General features: G+C 61.1%; 27 protein-coding genes. 10 read left to right on the top strand and 17 right to left on the bottom strand.

Going from position 1 to position 24,091, the window contains the following annotated elements; all coding sequences use genetic code 11:
• The first annotated feature begins 55 nt into the window (after positions 1-55).
• Together AB5Y90_RS00920 and AB5Y90_RS00915 are read left to right on the top strand one after the other, a co-directional pair.
• The gene (locus AB5Y90_RS00920) at positions 56-232 is read left to right on the top strand and encodes a DUF3606 domain-containing protein (RefSeq protein WP_019445078.1); all 177 of its coding nucleotides are present in this window, start codon (positions 56-58) and stop codon (positions 230-232) included.
• Positions 233-479: 247 nt separating this feature from the next.
• Entirely contained in the window at positions 480-728 is a 249-nt protein-coding gene (locus AB5Y90_RS00915; RefSeq protein ID WP_005359720.1) for a GlsB/YeaQ/YmgE family stress response membrane protein, read from the top strand.
• A 65-nt stretch (positions 729-793) separates the two neighbouring features.
• Here AB5Y90_RS00915 and AB5Y90_RS00910 read toward each other — a convergent pair whose 3' ends face one another.
• Both AB5Y90_RS00910 and tctD read right to left on the bottom strand, forming a co-directional pair.
• On the bottom strand, positions 794-2,143 hold the full coding sequence (locus AB5Y90_RS00910) for a sensor histidine kinase (protein WP_307896844.1): 1,350 nt from the start codon (positions 2,141-2,143) through the stop codon (positions 794-796).
• Between the two features lie 49 nt (positions 2,144-2,192).
• Positions 2,193-2,867 carry a transcriptional regulator TctD gene (tctD, locus tag AB5Y90_RS00905; protein WP_307896608.1) on the bottom strand — a complete coding sequence of 225 codons (675 nt, stop codon included), beginning with the start codon at positions 2,865-2,867 and terminating at the stop codon, positions 2,193-2,195.
• 222 nt (positions 2,868-3,089) lie between these two features.
• On the opposite strand from tctD, the gene AB5Y90_RS00900 reads away from it, so the two are divergent.
• The 3 genes from AB5Y90_RS00900 to AB5Y90_RS00890 are packed head-to-tail and all read left to right on the top strand — an operon-like array spanning position 3,090 to position 6,061.
• On the top strand, positions 3,090-4,076 hold the full coding sequence (locus AB5Y90_RS00900) for a tripartite tricarboxylate transporter substrate binding protein (protein ID WP_307896607.1): 987 nt from the start codon (positions 3,090-3,092) through the stop codon (positions 4,074-4,076).
• An 11-nt stretch (positions 4,077-4,087) separates the two neighbouring features.
• On the top strand, positions 4,088-4,519 hold the full coding sequence (locus tag AB5Y90_RS00895; protein WP_368166419.1) for a tripartite tricarboxylate transporter TctB family protein: 432 nt from the start codon (positions 4,088-4,090) through the stop codon (positions 4,517-4,519).
• Between the two features lie 9 nt (positions 4,520-4,528).
• On the top strand, positions 4,529-6,061 hold the full coding sequence (locus AB5Y90_RS00890) for a tripartite tricarboxylate transporter permease (protein ID WP_307896605.1): 1,533 nt from the start codon (positions 4,529-4,531) through the stop codon (positions 6,059-6,061).
• A 125-nt stretch (positions 6,062-6,186) separates the two neighbouring features.
• On the opposite strand, the gene maiA is transcribed toward AB5Y90_RS00890, so the two are convergent.
• The 10 genes from maiA to AB5Y90_RS00840 all read right to left on the bottom strand — a co-directional run bounded on the left by maiA (position 6,187) and on the right by AB5Y90_RS00840 (position 15,218).
• On the bottom strand, positions 6,187-6,822 hold the full coding sequence (gene maiA, locus AB5Y90_RS00885; RefSeq protein ID WP_005361400.1) for a maleylacetoacetate isomerase: 636 nt from the start codon (positions 6,820-6,822) through the stop codon (positions 6,187-6,189).
• Between the two features lie 139 nt (positions 6,823-6,961).
• The gene (locus AB5Y90_RS00880) at positions 6,962-7,957 is read right to left on the bottom strand and encodes a fumarylacetoacetate hydrolase family protein (protein WP_307896604.1); all 996 of its coding nucleotides are present in this window, start codon (positions 7,955-7,957) and stop codon (positions 6,962-6,964) included.
• Between the two features lie 10 nt (positions 7,958-7,967).
• Complete coding sequence (locus tag AB5Y90_RS00875; protein WP_307896603.1) at positions 7,968-9,119, bottom strand: homogentisate 1,2-dioxygenase; 1,152 nt, start codon at positions 9,117-9,119, stop codon at positions 7,968-7,970.
• Complete coding sequence (gene hppD / locus AB5Y90_RS00870) at positions 9,112-10,248, bottom strand: 4-hydroxyphenylpyruvate dioxygenase (protein WP_005352890.1); 1,137 nt, start codon at positions 10,246-10,248, stop codon at positions 9,112-9,114. The genes AB5Y90_RS00875 and hppD overlap by 8 nt, the downstream gene beginning before the upstream one ends.
• Positions 10,249-10,472: 224 nt before the next feature.
• Positions 10,473-11,156: an HAD family hydrolase gene (locus tag AB5Y90_RS00865; RefSeq protein WP_307896843.1), complete on the bottom strand. Its 684-nt coding sequence runs from the start codon at positions 11,154-11,156 to the stop codon at positions 10,473-10,475.
• A 4-nt stretch (positions 11,157-11,160) separates the two neighbouring features.
• Positions 11,161-11,826, bottom strand: a complete 666-nt coding sequence (locus AB5Y90_RS00860; RefSeq protein ID WP_307896602.1) for a TIGR01621 family pseudouridine synthase — start codon at positions 11,824-11,826, stop codon at positions 11,161-11,163.
• Positions 11,827-12,002: 176 nt separating this feature from the next.
• Positions 12,003-12,695 carry an ABC transporter permease gene (locus AB5Y90_RS00855; RefSeq protein WP_005337302.1) on the bottom strand — a complete coding sequence of 231 codons (693 nt, stop codon included), beginning with the start codon at positions 12,693-12,695 and terminating at the stop codon, positions 12,003-12,005.
• A 3-nt stretch (positions 12,696-12,698) separates the two neighbouring features.
• On the bottom strand, positions 12,699-13,439 hold the full coding sequence (locus tag AB5Y90_RS00850; protein ID WP_307896601.1) for an ABC transporter permease: 741 nt from the start codon (positions 13,437-13,439) through the stop codon (positions 12,699-12,701).
• Between the two features lie 185 nt (positions 13,440-13,624).
• The gene (locus AB5Y90_RS00845) at positions 13,625-14,398 is read right to left on the bottom strand and encodes an ABC transporter substrate-binding protein (protein WP_005337307.1); all 774 of its coding nucleotides are present in this window, start codon (positions 14,396-14,398) and stop codon (positions 13,625-13,627) included.
• A 49-nt stretch (positions 14,399-14,447) separates the two neighbouring features.
• Positions 14,448-15,218 carry an ABC transporter ATP-binding protein gene (locus AB5Y90_RS00840; RefSeq protein ID WP_005337310.1) on the bottom strand — a complete coding sequence of 257 codons (771 nt, stop codon included), beginning with the start codon at positions 15,216-15,218 and terminating at the stop codon, positions 14,448-14,450.
• Positions 15,219-15,751: 533 nt separating this feature from the next.
• Here AB5Y90_RS00840 and AB5Y90_RS00835 point away from each other — a divergent pair.
• Positions 15,752-16,654, top strand: a complete 903-nt coding sequence (locus AB5Y90_RS00835) for a lysine exporter LysO family protein (protein WP_236381050.1) — start codon at positions 15,752-15,754, stop codon at positions 16,652-16,654.
• Positions 16,655-16,757: 103 nt separating this feature from the next.
• Here AB5Y90_RS00835 and iadA read toward each other — a convergent pair whose 3' ends face one another.
• Together iadA and AB5Y90_RS00825 are read right to left on the bottom strand one after the other, a co-directional pair.
• Positions 16,758-17,888 (bottom strand): beta-aspartyl-peptidase, encoded by a 1,131-nt coding sequence (iadA, locus tag AB5Y90_RS00830; protein WP_368166418.1) that lies wholly within the window; start codon positions 17,886-17,888, stop codon positions 16,758-16,760.
• Between the two features lie 66 nt (positions 17,889-17,954).
• Positions 17,955-18,734: an ABC transporter substrate-binding protein gene (locus tag AB5Y90_RS00825; protein ID WP_042053117.1), complete on the bottom strand. Its 780-nt coding sequence runs from the start codon at positions 18,732-18,734 to the stop codon at positions 17,955-17,957.
• 389 nt (positions 18,735-19,123) lie between these two features.
• Between AB5Y90_RS00825 and AB5Y90_RS00820 the strand changes: the two genes are divergently transcribed.
• On the top strand, positions 19,124-19,744 hold the full coding sequence (locus AB5Y90_RS00820) for an ACP phosphodiesterase (protein ID WP_307896600.1): 621 nt from the start codon (positions 19,124-19,126) through the stop codon (positions 19,742-19,744).
• 43 nt (positions 19,745-19,787) lie between these two features.
• On the opposite strand, the gene AB5Y90_RS00815 is transcribed toward AB5Y90_RS00820, so the two are convergent.
• Both AB5Y90_RS00815 and arsC read right to left on the bottom strand, forming a co-directional pair.
• Positions 19,788-20,171 carry a DUF2069 domain-containing protein gene (locus tag AB5Y90_RS00815; protein WP_005333836.1) on the bottom strand — a complete coding sequence of 128 codons (384 nt, stop codon included), beginning with the start codon at positions 20,169-20,171 and terminating at the stop codon, positions 19,788-19,790.
• Complete coding sequence (gene arsC / locus AB5Y90_RS00810) at positions 20,168-20,518, bottom strand: arsenate reductase (glutaredoxin) (protein ID WP_279462004.1); 351 nt, start codon at positions 20,516-20,518, stop codon at positions 20,168-20,170. The genes AB5Y90_RS00815 and arsC overlap by 4 nt, the downstream gene beginning before the upstream one ends.
• Before the next feature lie 60 nt (positions 20,519-20,578).
• On the opposite strand from arsC, the gene AB5Y90_RS00805 reads away from it, so the two are divergent.
• Positions 20,579-21,061 (top strand): TlpA disulfide reductase family protein, encoded by a 483-nt coding sequence (locus AB5Y90_RS00805; RefSeq protein ID WP_279462003.1) that lies wholly within the window; start codon positions 20,579-20,581, stop codon positions 21,059-21,061.
• Positions 21,062-21,162: 101 nt separating this feature from the next.
• On the opposite strand, the gene AB5Y90_RS00800 is transcribed toward AB5Y90_RS00805, so the two are convergent.
• Entirely contained in the window at positions 21,163-22,617 is a 1,455-nt protein-coding gene (locus AB5Y90_RS00800; protein WP_368166417.1) for a M48 family metalloprotease, read from the bottom strand.
• A 121-nt stretch (positions 22,618-22,738) separates the two neighbouring features.
• On the opposite strand from AB5Y90_RS00800, the gene AB5Y90_RS00795 reads away from it, so the two are divergent.
• Positions 22,739-22,972: a sulfurtransferase TusA family protein gene (locus tag AB5Y90_RS00795; protein ID WP_100654019.1), complete on the top strand. Its 234-nt coding sequence runs from the start codon at positions 22,739-22,741 to the stop codon at positions 22,970-22,972.
• Between the two features lie 25 nt (positions 22,973-22,997).
• A complete protein-coding gene (locus tag AB5Y90_RS00790) occupies positions 22,998-24,068 on the top strand; it encodes an AI-2E family transporter (RefSeq protein ID WP_005352935.1) in 1,071 nt (356 codons plus the stop codon).
• The last annotated feature ends 23 nt before the right edge of the window (positions 24,069-24,091 follow it).

The raw sequence follows: 24,091 nt of genomic DNA, 5'->3' as shown, positions 1-24,091 counted from the left end.
GGCGCTCAGGCAGAAACATCTTTCTCGCCAGCTATTTCAACAAGTTGAGGTTTGTATGCCTGACAGCAATGCGGTCGCTCACCCGTTCGATGCCAAGAAGATCAATGTCAACGATCCCTATGAGATGAAGCAGTGGATCAAAATGTTCGAGTGCACCGAAGTCCAGCTGAAACGGGCGGTCAAGGCAGTCGGCACCTCAGGCAAGGCGATCAGAAAACACCTCAAGAAGTGAGGGCACCACCCCGCCACAAATCCGGCCCCGCTTGCGGGGCTTTTCTCATCTTCGCCTTTACGTGGGCCATCCCCGCCTCTGGTTGGCGGCGCACATACCGCCATTCAGCCGCTCATAACCGGACTGTGCTGCCCGACCAGCACTGGCCGCCGTCCGACAGCTTGTGACCAGCCAGCGCCATCCGGCCCTTCGCATCCCGGCATCCCTGCCTATAATGCGGGCTCAAATACACAGAGAGGATTAATCCATGGGCTTTATCACCTGGATCGTATTGGGATTGTTGGTGGGTATTCTGGCGAAGTGGATCATGCCGGGCCGCGATGGCGGTGGTTTCTTCATGACCGCCCTGCTGGGGATTGTCGGTGCCATGGTTGGCGGCTATGTGGGTACCCTGCTGGGGCTGGGCTCGGTGACCGGTTTCAATATCCCGAGCATCGCGCTGGCGACCGTGGGCGCCCTTATCGTCCTGTTTGTCTTCAACAAGATCCGCAGCTGACCCCCACCGCCATCTATGTGTAGATAAACAGGGCACCGCGAGGTGCCCTCTCTTTTTTATCGCCCTCACGATGTTGCCAGCGGCAAGATCAACCTCACCAGCAAGCCCCCCAGCTGGGTGGCCGGCAGCAACACCACTTCGCCGTGGTGGTAGTGGGCGATATCGCGCACCAGCGCCAGACCAAGCCCCGCTCCCGGCTGTTCGCTCCCCTGCTCGAGGCGCTGGAACGGCTGCCAGACTCGCTCCGCCAGCTCGGGGGCGATGCCGGGACCACTATCCTCTACCTCCAGCCAGATCTGCCCGTGGCTGCGCACCACCCGCGCCGTCACGGTGCCGTGGGGTGGGGTGTATTTGATGGCGTTGTCGAGCAGGTTGGCGCACAGTTCCCCGAGCAGCAGCGGCTCCCCCGCCACCATGATGGCGGACTCCTCCCCCTCGTACCCGAGATCGATCCCCTTGCTGCGGGCCTGCGCCAGCCGTGACAAACAGGCCTGCTGCACCAGCGCCGTCAACTCCATGGGCTCACGCTGGCGCAGCCCGGAGCACTCGTCCGATTTGAGCCGGGCCAGCAGCAGTAACCGCTCGGTCAGGGCGATGGTGTGATCGAGCCGCACGGCCATGGCATCGAGGCTTTCGCTCATCAGGGCCGGATCGCCACTGCCGCGCGCCACCTCAACTTGGGTTTTCAAAATGGTGAGCGGGGTGCGCAGTTGATGGGCGGCATCGGCGCTAAAGCGCTCCTGCCGGGCCACCAGCTGGCGCAATCGGGCCAGCTGGCGGTTGAACGCCTGCACCAGCGGCCGGGTCTCCTGCCAGGGGAGCAAATCCGGCAAGGGGGCGAGATTGGCGGCATCGCGGCGCAGGATCTCCCGCGACAGACGCAGCATCGGGGTGAGCAGCCGTTTGAGCAACAGATAGGCGAGCAGCAGGGTGAGCACCACCAGCGCCCCCTGGGTCAGCAGGGCCGACCAGAGCAGTTGCTCCGCCAGCTGCTGGCGACCGAGCAGGGTTTCCGCCACCGTGATGCGGGCCATGCCGTTGACGCCCCCCTCGCCCACCGGTTGCAGCAGCATCACGGCGCGGATCGGCGCCTCCTGATAGAGCCCGTCATAGAAGTAGGCAAGCGCCGGATAGCGGTCGGTCAGCGGCGTGCCGTCCGGCATGGGGGGCAGGTCGTCAAAGCCGGAGATGACCCTATCGTCGATGCCGCGCACCTGATAGAAGAGGCGATCGCGCATGTTGCGCTCGAAGCTGTCGAGCACCACGTAGGGCACATCCACCCTGAGGCTGCCTTCGGCTGCCGTCAGCCGCTCGGCAACGGTGCGGGCCGAGGCGAGCAGGGTGCGATCATAGGCCGAGGTAGCCGCCGCCAACGCGCCGTAGTAGCTGTACCAGGCCGAGGCAGCCCAAAGGATCAGCAGTGGGCCACCCAGAAACAGCAGCAGTTGATGGAGCAGGGAGCGACTAATGGGAGGCCTCCGGCGCCGCTTCCAGCAGATAGCCGAGACCGCGCAGGGTGGTGATCACCACCCCGCTGCCCACCAGCTTTTTGCGCAGCCGGTGGATATAGAGATCGATGCTGTCGAGCCCTACCTCGTCATCGAGGTTGAACACCTGCTCGAACAGCTGCCCCTTGGCGACCGGCCGCCCGTGGCGGTACATCAGCGCGGTCAGCAGCGCCTGCTCACGCGGAGTCAGGGCAAGGCGGGCATCGGCCAGCAGAAAATAGCCGTCGGGGTGCAGGGTCAGACGACCCAGCCGCAGCTCGGCACCACCGCTTTCGCTGCGCCGCAGCAGGGCTCTCAGCCGGGCATCCAGCTCCCCCAGATCGAACGGCTTGGCCAGATAGTCATCGGCTCCCGCATTGAGACCGCAGATCCGCTCCTCCACCGCGCCGCGGGCGGTGAGCAGCAGTACCGGCCCCCCCTGCCCCCGACTACGCAACCGGCCGAGTACCGCCAGCCCGTCGAGCTTGGGCATCTCGATATCGAGCACCGCCAGCGCGTACTGTTCGTGGCGCAGCAGGTGGTCAGCCTGAGCCCCGTCAGCCACCCAATCCACCGCGAAACCGGCGCTGGTGAGTGCCCGCGACAGCCAGTGGGCCAGTTCGTGATTATCTTCTGCCAACAGCAAGCGCATCCCTCTCCCCTTGTTCCTAACCACGGCATTCAGCCGCACTGCTTCAACTGCATCCCTTCGTCACTGCCAGTACAGGAGAAGGTGAGATCAAGGTCACACTCCCGGCTCTTGGTCAGCGATTGAAAGGTGAATGAAAGGTTGTTGCTTTAACAATTTCGCATCACTTCGTCTATCGACGGAGTCACACCCAGGAAAAACAACGACAAGATGGAGCACACAACCATGAAGCAACGCACACGTCATGCCCTCGCCCTGCTGACCCTGCTCGGCGCCCTGCCACTGCAGGCGGCCGAAAGTGCCACGACCCCGAGCCGTACCGAATGCATCGCACCAGCCAAACCGGGCGGTGGCTTCGATCTCACCTGCAAGTTGCTGCAGGTGAGCCTGCAGGAGACCGGCACCATCGACAAGCCGATGCGGGTCACCTACATGCCGGGCGGGGTCGGCGCCGTGGCCTACAACGCCATCGTGGCCCAGCGCCCTGCCGAGGCGGGGACCGTGGTCGCCTTCTCCGGTGGCTCCCTGCTCAACCTCTCCCAGGGGAAATTTGGCCGTTACGGGGTGGACGATGTGCGCTGGCTGGCGGCGGTGGGCACCGATTACGGCATGATTGCGGTGCGCCACGATGCCCCCTATCAGAACCTCAAGGAGCTGGTGAGCGCCATGGAGCGCGATCCCAACAGCGTGGTGATCGGCGCGGGTGCCTCCATCGGCAGTCAGGACTGGATGAAGACGGCGCTGCTGGCCAAACAGGCCGGGGTTGACCCCCACAAGATGCGCTACGTCGCCTTTGAAGGGGGTGGCGAGCCGGTCACCGCGCTGCTTGGCAACCATGTGCAGGCGGTCTCCGGTGATTTGAGCGAGATGGGGCCCTATATCGGTGGCGACAAACTGCGGGTGCTGGCGGTGTTCTCTGCCGAACGGCTGCCCGGCAAGCTGGCCACCATCCCCACCGCCAAGGAGCAGGGTTATGACCTGGTGTGGCCGGTGATCCGCGGCTTCTATGTCGGCCCCAAGGTGAGCGACAGCGAATACCAGTGGTGGAAGCAGACCTTCGATCAGTTGGTGAAGACCGACACCTTCAAGGCGCAGCGGGATCTGCGCGGCCTGTTCGAGTTTGACCTCACCGGCGAGGCGCTCGACAGCTACGTCAAGGAGCAGGTGGCGCAATATCGCGAGCAGGCCAAAGCCTTCGGTCTGGCCAAATAGGAGCCGCAGCCATGAGCGATCGCATCTTCGCCGCCATCTGGCTGCTGCTCTGTCTGGCAGGCGCCGCCATCGCCTGGCAGATCCAGAGCGAATACAGCTATGAGCCGCTGGGGCCGCGCCCCTTCCCCCTCGGCATCATCGACCTGATGGCGCTCTGCGCCCTGTTGCTGCTGCGCCGCCAGCCGGACACCGTCAGCTGGCCGCCGCTGCGTACCCTGCGCCACCTCGCCATCATGGTGGTGGCGCTGGCCGGGTACGGTGCCAGCTTCGAGTGGCTGGGCTTTCCGCTGGCCACCACCCTGCTCACCTTTGTTCTGGGGCGCCTGTTTGGCGCCTCTGCCAAAGCCGCCCTGCTCTCCGGCGTTGTCGGCGGTCTGGTGCTCTATCTCGCCTTTGACCGGCTGCTGGATGTCACCCTGCCCCTCGGCGTCTGGTTCTCTTAAGGAGTCAATATGGATACCTGGATGTACCTATCCCAGGGCTTTGCGGTGGCACTCACCCCGGAGAATCTGGTGATTGCCCTGATCGGCTGCTTTGTCGGCACCGTAGTCGGTCTGCTGCCGGGCCTTGGCCCCATCAACGGGGTCGCCATCCTGTTGCCGCTGGCTTTTGCCCTGAAACTGCCCCCCGAATCGGCGCTCATTCTGCTCGCCACCGTCTACATAGGTTGCGAGTATGGCGGGCGGATCTCCTCGATCCTGCTCAACGTGCCGGGGGATGCCGCCGCCATCATGACCGCGCTGGATGGCTACCCCATGGCCCAGCAGGGCAAGGCGGGAGTGGCCCTCTCCATTTCGGCGGTCAGCTCCTTTGTCGGCTCCATGCTCGCCATCGGCGGGATCATTCTGTTCGCCCCGGCGCTGGCGCGCTGGTCCCTCGCCTTCGGCCCGGCGGAGTATTTCGCCCTGATGGTGTTCGCCATCGCCTGCCTTGGCAGCATGATGAGCCAGAACCCGCTCAAATCCTTTATGGCGGCGCTGATTGGGCTCGGGCTCGCCACCGTCGGGGTGGATGCCAACACCGGCGTCTATCGCTTCACCTTCGACAGCGTTCACCTCTCGGACGGGGTGCAGTTTATCGTGGTGGTGATTGGCCTCTTCTCGGTGAGCGAGATCCTGCTGATGCTGGAGCACACCAGTGGCGGCGGCAAGCTGGTGCGCACCACCGGACGGATGCTGTTCAACTTCAAGGAACTGGTCCATTGCACCGGCACCATGTTGCGCTCCTCCACCATCGGCTTCTTCGTCGGCATTCTGCCCGGCGCCGGTGCCACCATCGCCAGTGCCATCACCTACATGACCGAGAAGCGGCTGGCGGGGCCGAATGCCAAATTCGGCGAGGGGGACATTCGCGGCGTGGCCGCACCGGAGGCGGCCAACAACGCGTCGGCCTGCGGCTCCTTTATTCCCATGCTGACACTGGGAGTGCCGGGGTCGGGTACCACAGCGGTGATGATGGGGGCGCTGACCCTCTATAACATCACCCCCGGCCCCACTATGTTCACCGAACAGCCCGATGTGGTGTGGGGACTGATCGCCGCCCTCTTGCTGGCCAACGTCATGCTGCTGGTGATGAACATCCCCATGGTGGGGCTCTTTACCCGCATGCTCTCCATCCCGCTCTGGTTTTTGGTGCCCGCCATCGCCAGCGTCTCGGCGGTGGGAGTCTATGCGGTGCACAGCACCACCTTCGACCTGTTGCTGATGGTGGCCCTCGGGGTCTTTGGCTACCTGCTGCGCAAGATGCACTTCCCCATGTCACCGCTCATTCTGGGCTTCGTGCTGGGAGAAATGCTGGAGCAGAACCTGCGCCGCGCCCTCTCCATCAGCAATGGCGACACCGCCATCCTGTGGAGCAGCGGCATCAGCCAGACCCTGCTGGTACTGGCCATTGCAGTGATCACCCTGCCCCCGCTGGTACGCCTGCAGCGCCGCCGCAAAGCCGATCCGCTGATCCCGGACGCCCGCCCGGAGCAGGGAGCCTGATCCCCTCTGAACAGAAAGAGGCACGCCAGCAAACTGGAGTGCCGTTAACGAACAAGGGCCCCACACAGTGGGGCCCTTGTTTATGAATGGCGTGTTGATGCCATCCCGCGATTCAAGTCAGTAGGTCACTGCGCATCCGGCTGGTTGGCAGGGGCGGCCTTGATAAAGGCTTGCAACTGTTCGCAGTTGGCGACGATGCGGCGGATAGTGGGGTAATCGTCCAGGGTCATGTCGTAGCGGCGGGCGTTGTAGACCTGGGGCACCAGCATGCAGTCGGCCAGGGTCACTTCGTTGCCAACACAGTAGACACCGGCGGTGGTCATCAACAGCTGTTCGAGGGCGGTGAAGGTCTCGTCAATCCAGTGGCGATACCAGCGAGCCTCCTGCTCGTTGTTGGCCCTGAAGTGCTCTTCCAGATAGTTGAGCACCCGCAGATTGTTGAGCGGGTGAATATCACAGGCGATCATGTTGACGATCTGGCGCACCCGGGCCCGCGCGTCGGGGGAAGAGGGCATCAGGGAGTAGGCTGGATAGGTCTCGTCAAGGTACTCCATGATGGCGACCGACTGACCGATCTGCACATCGCCATCCACCAGAAACGGCACCAGCCCTTGCGGATTGATCCGGCGATAGGCCTTCTCGCTCTGCTCGCCTTGCCGCAAATTGATGGGATGCTGCTCGTAGGCGAGCCCCTTGAGCTGCAACACGATCCGTACCCGAAAACTTGCCGACGAACGCCAATAGCCAAACAACTGCAACATAATCTGTCCCTGCATCTTATCTGGGCCCGAAGCCCGGCAGGTGCTCACCACCTGCCTCCTTGTGTATCCGGCACCGGTTGAGGGCTCGTCGTGATCCGGACATATCCCGAATATCCTTGCCGCCAACCGGCGCTGGCCATCAACCTCCCTGACCGCTCGCTGGCACCACCTGTTGAGAGATGGTGCCAAACAGGTTTTGGCCAGAGCGATCTTCCATCGCGATCGACACTCTATCACCAAACTGCAAATAGGGGGTTATAGCTTGATCACAATCAAGAATTTCCAGCATGCGGCGCTCGGCGATGCAGGATGAACCGGCGCTGCGATCGTAGTTGGAGACGGTGCCCGAGCCAATGATGCAGCCCGCCCCGAGCGGTCTGGTCTTGGCGGCGTGGGCAATCAGCTCGAAGAAGTTGAAGGTCATGTCCACCCCGGCTTCGGGCGCACCAAACAGGGCACCGTTGAGGTGGGTCAGAAGCGGCAGATGCACTTTGCCATCACGCCAGTCATCGCCCAGCTCGTCCGGGGTGATGGCCACCGGCGAGAAGGCGCTCGACGGTTTGGACTGGAAGAAACCAAAGCCCTTGGCCAGCTCGCTCGGAATGAGGTTACGCAGGCTCACGTCGTTGACCAGCATCAGCAGCTTGACGTGACTGGCGGCCCCCTGCGCGCTCACCCCCATCGGCACGTCGTCGGTGATGATGGCGACTTCCGACTCGAAATCGATCCCCCACTCCTCGGAGCCCATCACAATCGGCCCGCGGGGAGCCAAAAAGCTGTCGGAGCCCCCCTGATACATCAACGGATCGTGCCAAAAGCTTTCGGGCATATCGGCACCGCGGGCCTTGCGCACCAGCTCCACATGGTTGACGTAGGCGCTGCCATCGGCCCACTGATAGGCACGCGGCAGCGGAGAGAGGCAAGACGCTTCATCAAAGGGGAACGCCTCGGCCACACGGCCCTCGTTAAGCTGCTGATAGACAACCTCCAGCCTGGGGGCAACCTCGGCCCACTCATCGAGGGCGGCCTGCAAAGTCGGGGCAATCTCTCTCACCCGCACCGCTCGGGCCAGATCCCTGCTCACAACCACCAAAGCGCCATCGCGCTTGCCATTGTTCAATGTTGCCAATTTCATAAGCGATTCCTTATTTGCCGGCAGCAGCGTCCGGTCGCTGCCAGCTGGAGACATACCGGGTGTTCTCGATCCCTTCGCACAGACTGCCGACGTTCAGCGCATCGCGGGTATCGAGCATCACCGCCACCTCGTCGGTGAACTTCTTGGCATAGGCCTGCCCTGCCGTAAACGCCTTGGGATGGGGGCCGTGGGTGAAACCGGCGGGATGGAAGGTGACCATGCCCCGCTCGATATTGTCTCGGCTGAAGAAGTCCCCTGCATGGTAGAAGAGCACTTCGTCGTAATCGTCATTGCTGTGATAGAAGGGCACCTTGAGGGCGCCGGGATCGCTCTCGATGGGGCGCGGTACGAAGGTACAGATAACAAAGCGGCTCGCCACAAAGGTCGAATGAGCCGATGGCGGCAGATGGTAGCGGTGGCTCATCAGCGGGCGGATATCCCGCCAGTTGAGGCGCACCACGCACAAGTCGCCGTGCCACCCTTGTGCATCCAGCGGGTTGAAGGGCCAGGTGATGACCGACACCTGATCGTGGCGCTTCACCTGCAGCGACCAGGGATTCTCATCCTGCTGGGCCAAAAAGCGCTCGTTGATGGCGGGCACATCCAGCGCCGCCGGGTCGAAGATGGCGTGATTGCCCACCAGCCCCTTGTCCGGTAGCTGATAGCTGTCGTTGGTCGCCTCGATCATCAGGATGAACATGGGCGCAGTCGGCTCGATGCGCCACATGGTGCCACGGGGGATCACCACATAGTCGCCGTCCCGCAGGCTCAGGTGGCCGTAGTCGCAGAAGAACTCACCGCCCCCCTCGTGGATAAAGAGCAGCTCGTCGCCGTCGGCGTTGCGCACCAGAAACGGCATCGCCTCGGAGAGCCGCCAGATGCGATAGCGGCAGTGGGGGTTGCTGAGAATGTCGGGAGCCACCCAAGGGGAGAGGGAACTCACCTCATCCTGCAGGGCATTGAGGTCAAACAGCCGTGGCCGCAGCGGCCCCTCCCAACTGCTCCAGTCGGTGGGGGCATGCTTGTGGTGCATGTGGGTGGCGGGGCCGAAAAAGCCGCTGCGCCCCAGCTCGCGCTCATAGATGGCCTGTTCCGGCAGATCGGCATGGGCCTGTCGGGAGTGGGTCCCCTCCCGATGGGGGAAGTTAATCCAGTTACGCATCGCTCGCTCCCTCTTTGCGGGCACCCTTCTCATCCTCGCCGCCATCCAGCACGCCGCGGCGGATCTGGTCCAGCTCGATCGATTCAAACAGCGCCTTGAAATTGCCCTCGCCAAACCCTTCGTTACCCTTGCGCTGGATGATCTCGAAGAAGACCGGGCCTATCACGGTATCGGTGAAGATCTGCAACAGGATGCCATCCTTGGTGGGGGAGCCGTCGATGAGGATACGCAGCTCTTTCAGGGCCGCCAGATCCTCCTGATGTCCCTCGACCCGGCTATTCACCTTCTCGTAATAGGTATCGGGCGTCGGCATAAAGCCGGTACCGCGGCTGCGCAGGGTGCGGATGGTGTGGTAGATATCGCTGGAGGCCATGGCGATGTGCTGGATCCCCTCCCCTTTGTACTGACGCAGGTACTCCTCGATCTGGGACTTGTCATCCGCCGACTCGTTGATGGGGATGCGGATCTTGCCGCAGGGGGCAGTCATGGCGCGTGAATGCAGCCCGGTCAGCTTGCCCTCGATATCGAAGTAGCGAATTTCACGGAAGTTGCCGATCCGCTCGTAGAAATTGGACCAGACATCCATATTGCCGCGATGGACGTTGTGGGTCAGGTGATCGATCTCCATAAGACCGGCATCCACCTCTGCCATCCGGGCCTGCCAGTCAGGGTAGAAAACAAAATCCACGTCATAGATGGAGCCCTTGTCGCCATAACGGTCGACAAAGGAGAGCGTACTCTCGCCGATACCGTAGATGGCGGGAATATTGAGCTCCATCGGGCCAATCTTGCCGACAAAGGGCTTGGCCCCCTTGGCGATGGCGTACTGCTGGGCTTTGCCCGCATCGCTCACCCGAAATGCCATGCCGCAAACGCTCGGCCCGTGCAGGCTGGCAAACTGCTCCGCCTGGGAGTGAGGCTCGGCATTGACCACAAAATTGATATCCCCCTGCCGGTAGAGCCAGCACTGCTTGTGTTTGTGCTTGGCGACCTCGGCAAACCCGAGCGAAACGAACAAGCTCTTGAGGGCGGCAATCCCTTTGGCATCGGGGGCCGTGTACTCGACAAACTCGAAACCGTCAGTGCCTAACGGATTGATGGTATGGGTGGCGGAAGAGGTGGCATTCATCGGGCGCTCCTTGCTCTTGATTCGGTTAAAACGGATTGCAGCACCCAGCGGCGCGGCAAGTGTTAACAACTTGTTTCATTAGAAGCAGGGCATAGCAGGAAGAGAAGAGGCGGGTTGCAGATAGTTTTTCGCAGCTGGCAGCAAAAGATGTAAATAGATTGTGACAATGAAGCCACAACCTTGCGGATCAAACGCTGACGACCCGCAGGACTGTCAGCTTTGGCTTACAGTTGCCAGTTTTTGACCAGCAGATGGGGCAAGCGGGCCCGGGCTTTTTGCAGTCGCGTGGGCGTCGGATTGATCAACCACGCCTCTTTCCCCAACCCCAGCAGCGGCAGATCGTACAGGCTGTCGCTCAAGGTCAGCTCGGTATCAAGGGTGCAGATCTCCGGCAGCAGCTTGTGCTGGCCGTGGCAATAGAAGCGCGGCATCAGGCCGCCTAACCGGTAGTGCATCTGCGAGCCAATAATCCGGTGGGGCAACTGGCCGGGCAGTTGATGATAGAGCTGGGCTCGCACCAGCGCGCAGGGGCTGGCGGAGATCACCCAGCAGCGCGCCCCCTCGTTTTGCAGCAATTCGCGAGCCTGACGATACAGCCCCGGCCTGGTGCGGCAATAGGCACGCACCAGCTTGCGCCAGCCCAAAGGGGAAAGCCCCAACGTGATGGCCCACCAGATAAGGGAGATACCGCGCCGCCGCTGGCTGGGTAGCAGCTGACTTGGCAACAAATAGACCAACCCACCCAGCGCAATCACTGGCAACAGCAGCAGCGGCCAGATCCGGCGGCGCAGGATATAGCGCAGCAGACCGGCGTGGCTGTCGCCGGGGGCCAGGGTGTCGTCAAAGTCGGCCAGGATCCAGCGCGGCGCACGTCCGTCAGGATCACGCTCTTTCGCTGAATGGATAATGGCGTCAGGCGCTGGGCACAAGGGTGGCGATCGCAGCTGTCAGCTCAGGAGTGACAAACTCGCGCCCCTGCGTGGGGGGACAGACAAAATCGAACGGTTCCCCCGTCAGCGTAAAACTCAGTCGCCAGGCGTGCAGATAGCCGCGATCGGCTGGCGTACCGCCATAGCGCTCATCCCCGAGAATGGGGGCGCCGATGCTTTTGAGGGCAACCCGGATCTGGTGGGTCTTGCCGGTCTGGGGCTTGATGCGATAGAGCCGCAGCCCCTCGCGCACCGACACCGAATCAAACCAGCTGATGGCGGGATTATCCAGCGTGCGCGCCAGCATCCAGCTGCCACCGCGCCCCTTTTGCATATCCCCCTTCACCCAGCCCTGCTTCTTCTTCGGTTTACGATCGGAGAGCGCCAGATACTGCTTGCTCACCTCACGGGCCGCAAAAGCCATGCTCAGCTCGCGATTCGCCTCCGTGGTGCGGGCCAGCAGCACCAGCCCGGAGGTCATCTTGTCGAGCCGGTGCACCGGATAGAGGGTGAGCCCGGTATCGGCCTTCACACGATTGACCAGTCCCGGATTGACCGACTCCCCGTCGCCCTTCTCGTCATGCATGCCGATGCCGGGCTGCTTGTCGATAACCAGAAAAGCGGGATGCTCAAACAATATCCGGTACATAAAACCTCGGGAACTGGGGGATAAGGCACGCAGCCAGCGGCTGGCGGCGCTCGGGAGTGCTGCATTCTCCCTGCTCGTCCGCCATTTGGCAAACCGGGCGGGCAGCGGATAAAGATAAAAAATGGCTCCGCCTGCAACAGGCGGAGCCATTTTCGCTCATCTTGGCAGCTCAACCCTTACACATTGCGCGGACGCAGGTGAGCGTGCCAGCGCGCTTCCCACTTCTTGAACAGCCAGACGATGACAAAGGTGAGCAGCATATAGAGCAGCCCTGCTGTCAAAAACGCCTCGAACGGACTGTAGTAGCGAGAGTTGATGATCCGCGCCGCGCCGGTCAGATCGACGATGGTGATGATGCCCGCCACCGCCGAGCCTTGCAGCATGAAGATCACCTCGTTGCTGTAAGCCGGCAGTGCCCGACGAAACGAGTTGGGCAAAATGATCCGGGTCAGGGTCTGCCAGCGGGTCATGCCAAAGGCGTTGGCAGCCTCAATCTGGCCGCGCGGCATATTGTGTACCGCCCCGCGCACGATCTCGGCGGTATAAGCGGCGGTATTGAGGGTGAAAGCCAGCAGCGCACAGAACCAGGCTTCGGAGAAGAGCGACCAGGCGGCACTGTTCTTCAGCCACTCCCACTGGGCGGCGCCGTAGTAGATGATAAAGAGCTGCACCAGCAGCGGGGTGCCGCGAAAGAAGTAGATATAGGCCCAGATTGGCCCCTTGATCAGCCAGTTGCGGCTGTTGCGCAGGATGCCCATGGGCACCGCCAGCATCAACCCAAGGATCAGAGAGAGGGCCACCAGCCAGACGGTGGTATAGAGCCCCTCCCAATAGGTGGGCCACTCTTTGAGAATGATTGAGAAATCCATGGCTTACCTCGTCTTGATGGCATAGTGACGCTCGGCCCACTTGAGCGCCGAGGTGGAGACTGCGGTGAAGATCAGGAAGATCAGCGCCACCGCCATGTAGAAGGTGAAGGGTTGCTGGGTTGAGCCCGCCGCCAGCGAGGCTTTGCGCACCATGTCATCAAGGCCGATGATGGAGACCAGCGCGGTGGTTTTCAGCAGCACCAGCCAGTTGTTGCCAAACCCGGGCAGAGCGTGGCGCATCATCTGGGGGAAGAGGATCCGCACAAACACCTGGGTTGCCCGCATGCCAAAAGCTCGTGCGGCCTCCAGCTCACCTTTGTCCACCGCAAGAATGGCGCCGCGAAAGGTCTCGGTCATGTAGGCGCCGAAGATAAAACCGATGGTCGCGACACCGGCCACAAAGGGGCTGATGTCGATATAGTCCGGCAGCAGGGAGACCCACTCCTGATTGGGATTGCTCTCCAGTAACCAGCTGTTGTAAGTCTCATTGACCCAGGTGCAGATGCCGTTGATCAGCACCTGGCCGCCAAAGAAGAGCAGCATCATCAGCACCAGATCGGGGATGCCGCGAATGATGGTGGTGTAGCCGGTGGCGATGGCCCGGGCCCACTTGTAGGGAGAGAGTTTGGCCAGCGCCCCCAGCATCCCCAGCAGCAACGCCAGCAGCAGGGAGGCCAGCGCCACTTCCAGGGTGACCCAGGCGCCCTCCAGCAGCGAGCCTTCGTATCCTTTCAAATCAAACATATGCAGCTCCATCGCCACTGAATCTTCACGCACCTGCTAGCCAGAAGGCTCCATAGCAGTTCGAATGAAATATGTGCAGCTCCATTGCAATCAATGCGGGCCCGTAAACTCCCTCAGGGAGGTGACGGGCCCGATGACTACTGACGGGATCAACCTGTCGTTACTTGTCGTAGACGTCTTTGGACTTACTCGCCGTATACGTCGAACTCGAAGTACTTGTCGTTGATTTCCTTGTACTTGCCGTTGGCACGCAGCGCCAGAATGGCGGCGTTGAATTTCTCTTTCAGATCCTTGTCAGCCTTGCGCACCGCAATACCGGCACCCTCGCCAAACCACTTGGGATCGGTCAGTTTCGGGCCGACGAATTCGAAGGCATCACCGCCCTCTTTCTTCAACAGACCGTCGGTGATGGCGGCAGAGTCGGCCAGCACATAGTCCACACGACCGGATTTCAGATCGAGATAGGCTTCATCGGCCGTGCCGTAACGCTTGATGGTGGCATTGGGGAAGTTGTCGGTAATAAAGGTATCCATGGAGGTCGCACGCTGCACCGCGACGGACTTGCCTTCCATAAAGGCTTTGTCGAGCTGCACATCAGTGCCCTTCTTGGCGGCGAAGCGAGCCGGAATGTGCTGGTACTTCTGGGTGAAGTCCACCTTCTTCTTGCGCTCTTCGGTGATGTCCATGGTAGCGATGATGGCGTCAAACTTGCGCGACAGCAGCGCCGGAATAATGCCGTCCCAGTCCTGCTTGACCAGGGTACACTTCACTTTCATCTCTTCGCACAGGGCGTTGGCGATGTCGATATCAAAACCTTTCACCTCGCCACTGGGCTCGGTCCAGGAGAAGGGGGGATAGGCACCCTCAACCCCGATCCGGACCTCTTTCCACTCCTTGGCCATCAGGCTACCGGAAGCGAGGGCAGTAACTACGGCTGTCGCCAGCATCAGCTTGTTCATGTATCTCTCCTTGATAAAACAGTTGATTGGGTAACCAGGCATCCCGCCATCAGTAGATGGAGGAGATGAATTGCTTGAACCGCTCGGATTTGGGATGGGCGAAAATCTCCTTGGGGTTGCCCTCCTCTTCCACCCGCCCCTGATGCAGAAACATCACCTTGTTCGATACATCCCGGGCAAACGACATCTCGTGGGTCACCACCAGCATGGTGCGCCCCTCTTCAGCCAGCTCGCGCATCAGGCCAAGCACCTCCCCCACCAGCTCGGGATCCAGCGCCGAGGTGGGTTCATCGAACAGCATCACCTCGGGCTCTACCGCCAGCGCACGGGCAATGGCGGCCCGCTGCTGCTGACCACCGGAGAGGTGGCCGGGATAGTAGTCACGCCGCTCCCAGAGTCCAACCCGGTTGAGCAGTTGCTCTGCCTTGGCCAGTGCTTCGGCGCGAGGCACCTTGAGCACCTGGATCGGCACTTCGATGATGTTCTGCATGATGGTCATGTGTGACCAGAGATTGAAACTTTGAAACACCATGGCCAGCCGGCTGCGGATCCGCTCCACCTGACGCATATCCTCGGGCAACCGCTCGCCAGCGCGGCTGGTTTTCATCCGGATCAGCTCGCCATGGAGCGAGACGGTGCCGGATGAGGGGGTTTCGAGCAGATTGATACAGCGAAGAAAGGTCGACTTCCCCGAGCCGGAGGAGCCGATAAGGGAGATCACATCCCCCTTGTGGGCGGTCATGTCGATGCCCTTGAGCACTTCGTGGGTGCCAAAATATTTGTGCAGATCACGTACTTCCAGTGCGGCAACGTCGCTCATCCATTACAACCTTGTCTGTCCCTAGACGCCGCAGGGGGCGTGACTCAACCATCGTCCATTTAACAAAAAGTTAACCGATGGCAACCTTCAGCGAAAATATCACCCGGATAGTGAAAAAACAATACAGAACGAGGGTCTTCAGGGGATTAGCTCTATTTTTATTCGCTCTTTGCGTATTTTTCAGCACTTTGTTTGCATAAACAGCCGTTTCAATGGCTATTCCGATACCGCCTTTTTATACCCCAATCATATCAGTGGCAAGAGAAAAGCGTGATGTGTCCCAAACCGGCACCAAAATGGCTTTATGCACCCCCTTGCCGAGCGAAATATCGGCACCCCGATTGGATTAACTTGATTTCATTGGTGCACTCGGGCTCGCACAGAACCTTATCAAACAGAGAGGTTGTGGCAAAAAAGTAACAATCTGCCCTCAAAAGGGCTGTTTTCGGCCATGAAAGCGATAGATATGTGACACAGAGCCAATAAGTAATGATAAGGTGGTGTTTTTATCAGTTTTTGTGATCGAGGCCTCGATGCTGCTCAATGTGTTGCTGATCCTGTTGCCACTGGCAATCGGCTATCTGGTTCCCCTCTCCTCTGCCCGACTGATCAAGCTGGTCAACCAGAGTCTGGGCAAGATGGTCTACCTCATTCTGTTTCTGATGGGGCTCGGGCTTGCCTATGTGGAGAACCTGGGCAGTAATCTGGCGGTGATCTTCAAGGTCGCCGGGGTGATGCTGACCGCGATCACGCTCTGCAACCTGCTGGCCCTCTGGTGGCTCGACAAACGCACGCCGCCGACCCATGAGGCGAGCGATGCCAAGATGCCGGGCAAGTTGCACCTGTTGTGGGAATCCCTGCAGCTCTGCTTTGTGGTGCTCGGCGGTGTGCTGCTGGGTCTACTGGTGGATCTGCGCGCACTGCCCATCGACAAGTGGAGCGAGTGGGCCCTGATGCTGCTGCTGTTTCTCATCGGGGTGCAGATGCGCAACTCCGGCATGCGGCTGCGCCAGATCCTGCTCAACCCCTGGGGGATGAAGATAGCCGCCACCGTCATCCTCAGCAGCTGGCTGGGCAGCCTGCTGGCGGCCCAATTGCTGGGCATGCCCTTTGCCCATGGTCTGGCGATGAGCTCGAGCTTCGGCTGGTATTCGCTCTCCGGCATTCTGGTGGCCGACAAACTGGGGCCGGTGCTCGGTTCTGCTGCCTTTATCAACGATCTTGGGCGTGAGCTTATCGCCATTCTGATCATCCCGGTCCTGATGCGACGCCACCCCTCGGCAGCCATCGGTTATGGCGGCGCCACGGCGCTGGACTTCACCCTGCCGGTCATCCAGAAATCAGGGGGCATTCAGGTGGTGCCGGTGGCCATTGTCTCCGGCTTTATCCTGAGCCTGCTCGGCCCCATCCTGATCCTCGGGTTTCTGGCGCTCTAAGCCTGATTCCCACATTGCAGATAAAAAAGCCCGACCTTGTTGTCGGGCTTTTGCTGTTTGGAGCCACCACGCACTCGCACTGGCTGCGATATTGCCCGCAGCCTTATTCGCGCCACAGGCCGCCGCTCATCACCCTTTCGATAGCAAACGTCCGGTCGTGCACCAGCAGCAGATCCGCATCCTGCCCGACCCCGATACGGCCCTTGCTGCCAAGCCCCAGCGCCTGTGCCGGATTGCTCGTCACCGCGGCCAACGCCCTCTCCAGCGAGACACCGAGCCGGGTCGCGCGCACGCACTGCAGCCACAGGCTGACAATCTGACCACAGCGCATCTCGATTAGCCGCCCCTCGCCATCAAAGCGCGGCAGGCTGGCGTTGGCATCCGAGCTGAAGGTGATGCGCTCGGCAGGCACATTGGCGGCCAGCAGCTCGACGAGTGCATCGGCGGCAAGCCGCTCGCCATCCTCCAGCAGATCGGGAAAGCTCGAGGTGGTGAGATCTACCCAGCCTCCCGCCTTGCCCCACTCGATGGCCTCGGCAAAGAGCCAGGGGTTGCGGTTGCAGTGAGTGGGATAGAGCTGGCGCAGCGGAATGTCGGTCTTATCGCGCAGGGCCCGCAGGGGCGCCAATGCCCCCTTGCCATCCCCGACATGGAAGAAGCTGACCCCGCTCTTGCCCGCAAGCAGCCCGGCCACCCGCGCCTCGCTGGCAAGCCTGGCCAGCTCGTCGTGGGTCGGCGCACTGGATCTGTGGTCACTGATGGCCACCTCCCCCACCCCCAATACCTCGGGGATCAGGATGATGTCCGACTCCACCGTGCCGGTCAGGGTCTTGACCGGCAGATGGTAAGAGCCGGTATACATAAAGGCGCTCACCCCGGCGGCGCGAAACTCTCGCACCTTGCCGAGCACCTGCGCAGGAGTGCGGGTCAGGCTGTCGGTGCCAAGCGCTGCCACCAGGGTAGTTACACCTGCCTTGAGCGCCTCGCTCGCCGCCAGCTCCGGGGTGCGAAAGGCAAAGCCCCCCTCACCACCACCGCCAGTAATATGGGCCAGCGGATCCACCAGCCCGGGTACCAGATAGCGGCCACGACCATCGACCCGATGCAGCGGCCAGTTTGTGGGCACCGTCAACCCCTTGCCCATCCAGGCGATACGGCCATCAGCCACCAGCAGATCCTGCTGGCCAAGGTGGGTAGGGCTGAAGATCTCGGCCCCCTCGATCAGGGTCAACATGGCGATCCTCCTTGCACGATTGTCGCTTGCCCAATGAAAAGAGAGGGAGCAAGCTCCCTCCCCCCGTCAACCACCATATATATCGTACTTGAAGTACTTCTGGTTGATCTGCTGATAGGTACCATTGGCACGCAGGGCCTTGATCGCCTCGTCCAGCTTGCCCTTGAGCTCCTTATCGCTCTTGCGCACGGCGATCCCCATCCCATCACCAAACCACTGGCGATCGGTCAGGGCAGGCCCCACATAGTCGAACTTGTCGCCCCCCTCTTTGCCAAGGAGCCCCTGCTCAATGGCAGAGGCATCGGCCAGCAGGGCCAGCACCCGACCCGCCTTCAGATCGAGATAGGCCTCATCGGCATTGCCGTAACGGACGATGGTGACATTCGAGCCAAAATTGTCGGTCAGGTACTTATCGTGGGTGGTGGCCCGCTGCACCCCGATGCGCTTGCCCGCCATGCCTTCCGGGGTCAGCGTCAGCTCGGTCCCCTTGGCCGCCACAAAGCGATTGGGAATATGGGCATATTTCTCGGTGAAATCGACCTTCTGGCGCCGCTCGTCGGTGATCGACATGGCGGCGATGATGGCGTCGTATTTGCGCGACAGCAGGGCCGGGATCATGCCGTCCCAATCCTGCGCCACCAACTCGCACTTGACCGCCATCTGCTTACAAAGGGCGTTGGCGAGATCAATATCAAACCCCTTGATCTCGCCCGACGCATCGGTCCAGGAGAAGGGCGGGTAGGCCCCCTCCACCCCGAAGCGCACGGTTTTCCACTCCTTGGCCATGGCGGGGGTGGCCAGCAGGCTGGCAACAAACAGGGCTGAGAGGGTCAGTCTGATCTTCATCATGTGTACTCCATTACATAAAAAGCGCACAAGCGCGGACAAGGCACCGCAGGCAAATGCATGCGATGACCAAAAGCGGCAAAATCTGGATGAGCGAGATCACGCCCGAGCGGGCGTCAGTGAACTGCTCCAGAGGTTCGATCTATTCGTCGAACCACTCGGAGAGATAGAAAGGCTTGAAGTAGAAGGCCAGAAAAAAGCCTCTGGCTTTGCGCATCATGGTGGTTTGTCGCGTCCTGTGACAAAGATGGCATCACCTTAGCACGCCCGAATTTTGCCCGGCAAGAGGCAGCCACCTGGCAGTAGCAAAATCCCGATCATGGTCAAGGCAGGCGGGATCCGTTAGGCTCGAAGCACCTTGCCATCCCATAACAGACCCACAGCGACCGATGAATTTTCTGGCCCATCTCCATCTGGCTGCCCACACCCGAAGCTCCCTCACCGGCAATCTGCTCGGCGATTTCGTCAAAGGCACGCTGCCCACGGGGCTTGCCGCCCACTTCGATGAGGGGATCTGGCTGCACCGCAAAATTGACGCCTTCACCGACGGCCACCCCGAGCACAAGGCGGCCGTCGCCTGTTTCGAGGCCCCCTGGCGCCGCTTTGGCGGCATAGTGGTGGATATGATCTACGACCACTGGCTGAGCCAGCACTGGGGGCTGTTCAGTACCGAGCCCCTTCCCCGCTTCCTGCAACGCAGTTATGACCAGCTATTGGCGGATCACCCACGCCTGCCGGATGGACTGCCACTCCCCCTCAAACGGATGGCCGAGCAGAACTGGATCGCCTCCTACCGCCACAGGGAGGGGCTGGGGCAAGCCCTTAACGGCATCGGCCGCCGACTGCGCCGCCCGGTACAACTGGGAGAGGCGCTGCTGGCCCTCGATGAATCGCAGTGGCAAACATGCGAGGCGGGATTTCTGCGCTTCTATCCCCAGCTGATGGACTTTAGCCAGCAGCAGCTGGCCCAATATCGGGCAGCCCAAGGGCACAGTGATCCCTCTGGATAGAGCTGCTTCCCCATAAAAAACGCCCCTTGCGGGGCGTTTGTCATCAGTTGGCTTCGTCTTTCTTTTTGCGAATGCTTAAGCCCAGCTCCCGACCACGCAGTCGGGCGTAATAGATGGTGCCGACAAAGGCGAGAGTGGTGAAGACCAGCTCCACCACAGCCAGCCACCGCTCCCCCTCATCCGTGGTGATCAGGGTGAGGGCATGGAGGAAATAGGGCATCAACACGAAGTTGCCCCAGGCGTGGGTGTAGGGGTTGCCCTGCACTATCCCCTTGAGCGGAAACAGCAGCGGCACCGTCCAGATCACCGGCAGCAGCCAGGGGTTGAGGTCCGGATGGGGTGACAGCCACAGATGCCAGAGGATGACCCAGCCCAGCAGACCGAAGAAGCCGACCAGGGTCAGCCAACGTGCGAAGCGGGTGCTCACTTGAGGATCTCCAGCACCTGCTCAGGCGGGCGACCAATGCGGGCCTGACCATTCTTGATGACGATGGGACGCTCGATCAGCTTGGGATGCTGGTGCATGGCGCGAATGAGGACATCACCGCTGACATCGGCCAATCCCAGCTCCTTATAGAGATCCTCCTTGGTGCGCATCAGCTGGCGGGGATCGCTAAAGCCGAGCAGAGCAAGCAGGTTGCGGATCTCATCTTCGCTCGGGGCCTGCTCCAGATAGAGCACCACATCAGGGGCGATCCCGTGCTGTTCCAGCAGGGCCAGGGTTTCGCGACTCTTGGAGCAGCGCGGATTGTGGTAGATTTGGGTCTCGCTCATGGTAACTCCCTGATTAATCGCAAGATGGGACTAGAAACGGCGCTATTGTAGGGGAAAGTGATGGTCAGGGTAAGCGGCAGTGGAAAGGAATTGAAACGAATTTGTTGGCTGATTGTGGCGGGCCTGCTGGGCGCCTGCACACCCGCCCCCGAATTTACCGATGCCACAGGGCAGTCGGTCAGCCTGCGCCACTTTGCCGGCAAGCCGCTCCTGGTCAACTACTTCGCCCCTTGGTGCGCCCCCTGCCTGCGCGAGATGCCGCGCCTCAACGCGCTGGCTGCCGAAGGCGAGATCGCCGTGGTGGCCATCAACTACGACCCGACCACGCCAGCAGAGCTGGACAAGCTGGCTGCGCAGTATCACATCAAGGTACCGCTCCTTATTGCCAATGAAGATGCCAGGCTCCCCTTCCCTCGCCCAAGCGGCCTGCCCACCAGCTATCTGCTCGATAGCGAGGGCAAGCTCAAGCAGACGCTGGTCGGCGAGCTCGACCAGCAGCAGATCGAGATGCTCAAAGCGACCGCCAGCAGCATGAGTCACTAGCCCATCGCTGCTATCACCGTCCCCCACATCAACGCCACCGCCATAAACAACAAGGGCGCACCGTGGTGCGCCCTTGTTTGATAGGTCAATGCCAGGTTTCGTTAGCCCTTGAGGCTATCGAGATCCTTCTTGGCCCTCTCCAGCTCGGTGATGCGCGCCTCCAGACGAGCCAGGGTCATCCGATCGCTGGTGGTACCGCGTGCCACGATCAGCTCGTCGATGGCCGCCTGATAATCCCCGCGCAGTGCGAGCATCTCGGCCCGCGCCATATGCAGCTCGGTCATTCTGCCCGCCTTGCGATAGGCATCGGCCAGCAGGTTCCAGGCCAGATTGTTCTCCTCATGGGAGCGGGCATAAGGGTCGAGGATGGCGATGGACTTCTTGTAGTTGCCGCTCTCGAGGTAGGCGTTGCCGAGGTTGACCACCACCACTTCGTTATCCGGCATCCGGCTGCGGAACTTCTCGAGGCGCGCGATGGCCTGGGCACTGCGCCCCTTGGCCAGATCGATGTCGGTCTGGGCATCGACGATAAAGAGATCTTCCGGATGACGGGCCGCCAGCTCCTGCATCAAGGTATCCGCCTCGTCGGTGCGCTTGAGCTGGATCAGCGCCAGCGCCTTGCCATAGATGGCGGCATCCTTGAGCGGGTAATCCCCCTTCTGGATCCGGCTATCGAAGTAGCTCAGCAGCCCTTGAGGCGTATCGGTACCAAAACGCACCTGAATCCGCACCTTGGCCAGCCAGAAGTCGAGGCTGGGCGGCAAGTCGCGGCGACCATAGCTGCCCGCCCGAGCGCGTGCCTCACTGATCCGGGTCTCCGGCAGCGGGTGAGTGAGCAGCATTTCCGGCGGCTTGCTGGCATAGCGATACTCGGCAGCCAGTTTCTGGAAGAAGTTGGCCATCCCCATGGGATCGAAACCGGCATCATAAAGCGTCTTCATGCCGATCCGGTCCGCTTCGTATTCGTTGTCGCGGGTGTAGTTGATGGCAGACTGCATGGAGAGACCGAGCGTGGTCTGCAACGCAGCGATCCCGGCGGTCGGGTTGATCACCGCCAGCGCAATGGAGCCCACCAGACCGGCCAGGGTCACCGCCGAGCTGCTCGCCTGCGCCTCCATATAACGGGCGATGTGGCGCTGGGTCACGTGGGTGATTTCGTGGGCCAGTACCGAGGCCAGCTCGCTCTCGCTGTCGGCGTAGAGGAAGAGGCCGGTGTGCACCTTGACTCGCCCGCCGAGGAAGGCGGCCGCGTTGATGCTGGGATCATTGATGAGGAAGAAGGTAAACGGGAAACGCACCCCATCGGCGTTGGTCAGCAGTCGCTGACCCAGATCGTCAATGTACTGGCTCAGCACCGGATCATCGATGATCGGCAGACCCGCACGGGCAAAGCGCATAAAAGCGTTGCCGTAACGCACTTCCTGCTCGATGGGCAGGGCAGCAACCCCGGCCGTGCCGATGTCGGGAAGCTGATTGTTGGCCTCGGCATGAAACGTGGCGCCCATCAGGGAAGCCAGCAGGGGAAGCGATGCCATCAGGGGGGAAAAACGTGCCACGTTATCTCTATCTCCATCAGAAAGGGCCTCGGCAGAATACCCTTGCCCATCAAGGGCTACAAGCGTTGTTTCATGCTCTTATCACGGCCATAATAGCGGCCACCTGCCTGATGGAGCCCCCATGGAAATTCTCGACCTGACCCCCTGGCGTTGCCCCGAGCCGCTGATCCGGCTCAAGCTCTGGTTAAGGGGGGCCAAAAGCGGTCAAACCGTCACCATCCGGCTGGCCGATGCGGGCTCCCGGCAGGATATTCCGGCCTATCTGCACCGTCAGGGCCACCATGTCGAGGTGCAGCAAGAAGCGGACAAAACCCTCTCTTTGCAGTTGGTTGTCGGGGCGAAACAACCATCTTGAGCCCCAGTGATGTAAGGATGCCGTCATGTTAGAAGTATTGAAGCGCTGGTATCAGACCCGTTTTTCCGATCCCGATGCCGTTACCCTTTTTCTGTTGCTGGTGTTCTGCTTCACCATCATCTGGCTGTTTGGCGATCTGCTGGCCCCCCTGCTGGTGGCGCTGGTAATGGCCTATCTGCTGGAGTGGCCGGTCGCCCGGCTGCAAAAAGCGGGGCTGTCGCGCACCCTGGCCACCAGCGTCATTCTGATCCTCTTTATTGCGGTAGCAGTGGCCTCCTTGCTGGGTCTTATCCCGACGCTGGTCAGTCAGGGGATCAATCTGGCCAAAGAGGCGCCGGCCATGCTGACCCACGCTCAGGATTATGTGCGCACCCTGCCGGACAAATACCCCGAGCTCATCGACGTCAGTCTGGTGGAGACCGTCATCGACAATATTCGCCAGCGCATCCTCAGTGGCGGCGAGCATCTGGTGAGCGCCTCCCTCAGTTCGCTGGTCAACGTGGTCGCCATCATGATCTACCTCATTCTGGTGCCGCTGATGGTCTTCTTTATGCTCAAAGACAAGCGGGTACTGATGGGCAGCCTGCGCCGCTTCCTGCCGCGCAACCGCACCCTGGTCAACCGGGTGTGGGTCGAGATGAACAACCAGATCATCAACTACATCCGCGGCAAGGTGATCGAGATCCTTATCGTCGGCATCGCCACCTATGTTCCCTTCGCCCTGATGGGACTGCGCTACTCGGTGCTGCTGGCTGTCGCGGTCGGCTTCTCGGTGCTGATCCCCTATATCGGCGCTGCCGTGGTGACCGTACCGGTAGCCATGGTCGCCCTGTTCCAGTGGGGGCTCACCCCCGAGTTCGCCTGGCTGATGGTAGCTTATCTGGTCATTCAGGCCCTCGATGGCAACCTGCTGGTACCGGTGCTCTTCTCGGAAGCGGTCAACCTCCATCCGGTGGCCATCATCATCGCCGTGCTGGTCTTCGGCGGCTTGTGGGGATTCTGGGGAGTCTTCTTCGCCATTCCCCTCGCCACCCTGGTCAAGGCGGTGATCAATGCCTGGCCAAAACGCGAAGAGATGCCCAGTGCCGCAAAATAACCTGCTTCCCCTTCAATCGTGAC

Origin of the sequence: Aeromonas sp. R4-1, assembly GCF_040908325.1 — a bacterium.
GTDB lineage: Bacteria > Pseudomonadota > Gammaproteobacteria > Enterobacterales > Aeromonadaceae > Aeromonas > Aeromonas veronii.
Note: the sequence above shows the minus strand (reverse complement) of the source record. Positions and strands in the feature narration are given on the sequence as shown.

Bases quoted from the DNA above. Each gene is read 5' to 3' on its own strand.
- arsC (WP_279462004.1), bottom strand. From the start codon at position 20,518: ATGAGCGAGACCCAAATCTACCACAATCCGCGCTGCTCCAAGAGTCGC.
- AB5Y90_RS00855 (WP_005337302.1), bottom strand. From the start codon at position 12,695: ATGGATTTCTCAATCATTCTCAAAGAGTGGCCCACCTATTGGGAGGGG.
- tctD (WP_307896608.1), bottom strand. From the start codon at position 2,867: ATGCGCTTGCTGTTGGCAGAAGATAATCACGAACTGGCCCACTGGCTG.
- hppD (WP_005352890.1), bottom strand. From the start codon at position 10,248: ATGAATGCCACCTCTTCCGCCACCCATACCATCAATCCGTTAGGCACT.
- AB5Y90_RS00840 (WP_005337310.1), bottom strand. From the start codon at position 15,218: ATGAGCGACGTTGCCGCACTGGAAGTACGTGATCTGCACAAATATTTT.
- iadA (WP_368166418.1), bottom strand. From the start codon at position 17,888: ATGTTGACCCTGATCGAGGGGGCCGAGATCTTCAGCCCTACCCACCTT.
- AB5Y90_RS00820 (WP_307896600.1), top strand. From the start codon at position 19,124: ATGAATTTTCTGGCCCATCTCCATCTGGCTGCCCACACCCGAAGCTCC.
- AB5Y90_RS00795 (WP_100654019.1), top strand. From the start codon at position 22,739: ATGGAAATTCTCGACCTGACCCCCTGGCGTTGCCCCGAGCCGCTGATC.
- AB5Y90_RS00845 (WP_005337307.1), bottom strand. From the start codon at position 14,398: ATGAACAAGCTGATGCTGGCGACAGCCGTAGTTACTGCCCTCGCTTCC.
- AB5Y90_RS00805 (WP_279462003.1), top strand. From the start codon at position 20,579: ATGGTCAGGGTAAGCGGCAGTGGAAAGGAATTGAAACGAATTTGTTGG.
- AB5Y90_RS00825 (WP_042053117.1), bottom strand. From the start codon at position 18,734: ATGAAGATCAGACTGACCCTCTCAGCCCTGTTTGTTGCCAGCCTGCTG.
- AB5Y90_RS00875 (WP_307896603.1), bottom strand. From the start codon at position 9,119: ATGCGTAACTGGATTAACTTCCCCCATCGGGAGGGGACCCACTCCCGA.
- AB5Y90_RS00835 (WP_236381050.1), top strand. From the start codon at position 15,752: ATGCTGCTCAATGTGTTGCTGATCCTGTTGCCACTGGCAATCGGCTAT.
- AB5Y90_RS00790 (WP_005352935.1), top strand. From the start codon at position 22,998: ATGTTAGAAGTATTGAAGCGCTGGTATCAGACCCGTTTTTCCGATCCC.
- AB5Y90_RS00880 (WP_307896604.1), bottom strand. From the start codon at position 7,957: ATGAAATTGGCAACATTGAACAATGGCAAGCGCGATGGCGCTTTGGTG.
- AB5Y90_RS00895 (WP_368166419.1), top strand. From the start codon at position 4,088: ATGAGCGATCGCATCTTCGCCGCCATCTGGCTGCTGCTCTGTCTGGCA.
- AB5Y90_RS00915 (WP_005359720.1), top strand. From the start codon at position 480: ATGGGCTTTATCACCTGGATCGTATTGGGATTGTTGGTGGGTATTCTG.
- AB5Y90_RS00900 (WP_307896607.1), top strand. From the start codon at position 3,090: ATGAAGCAACGCACACGTCATGCCCTCGCCCTGCTGACCCTGCTCGGC.
- AB5Y90_RS00860 (WP_307896602.1), bottom strand. From the start codon at position 11,826: ATGTACCGGATATTGTTTGAGCATCCCGCTTTTCTGGTTATCGACAAG.
- AB5Y90_RS00890 (WP_307896605.1), top strand. From the start codon at position 4,529: ATGGATACCTGGATGTACCTATCCCAGGGCTTTGCGGTGGCACTCACC.
- AB5Y90_RS00850 (WP_307896601.1), bottom strand. From the start codon at position 13,439: ATGTTTGATTTGAAAGGATACGAAGGCTCGCTGCTGGAGGGCGCCTGG.
- maiA (WP_005361400.1), bottom strand. From the start codon at position 6,822: ATGTTGCAGTTGTTTGGCTATTGGCGTTCGTCGGCAAGTTTTCGGGTA.
- AB5Y90_RS00920 (WP_019445078.1), top strand. From the start codon at position 56: ATGCCTGACAGCAATGCGGTCGCTCACCCGTTCGATGCCAAGAAGATC.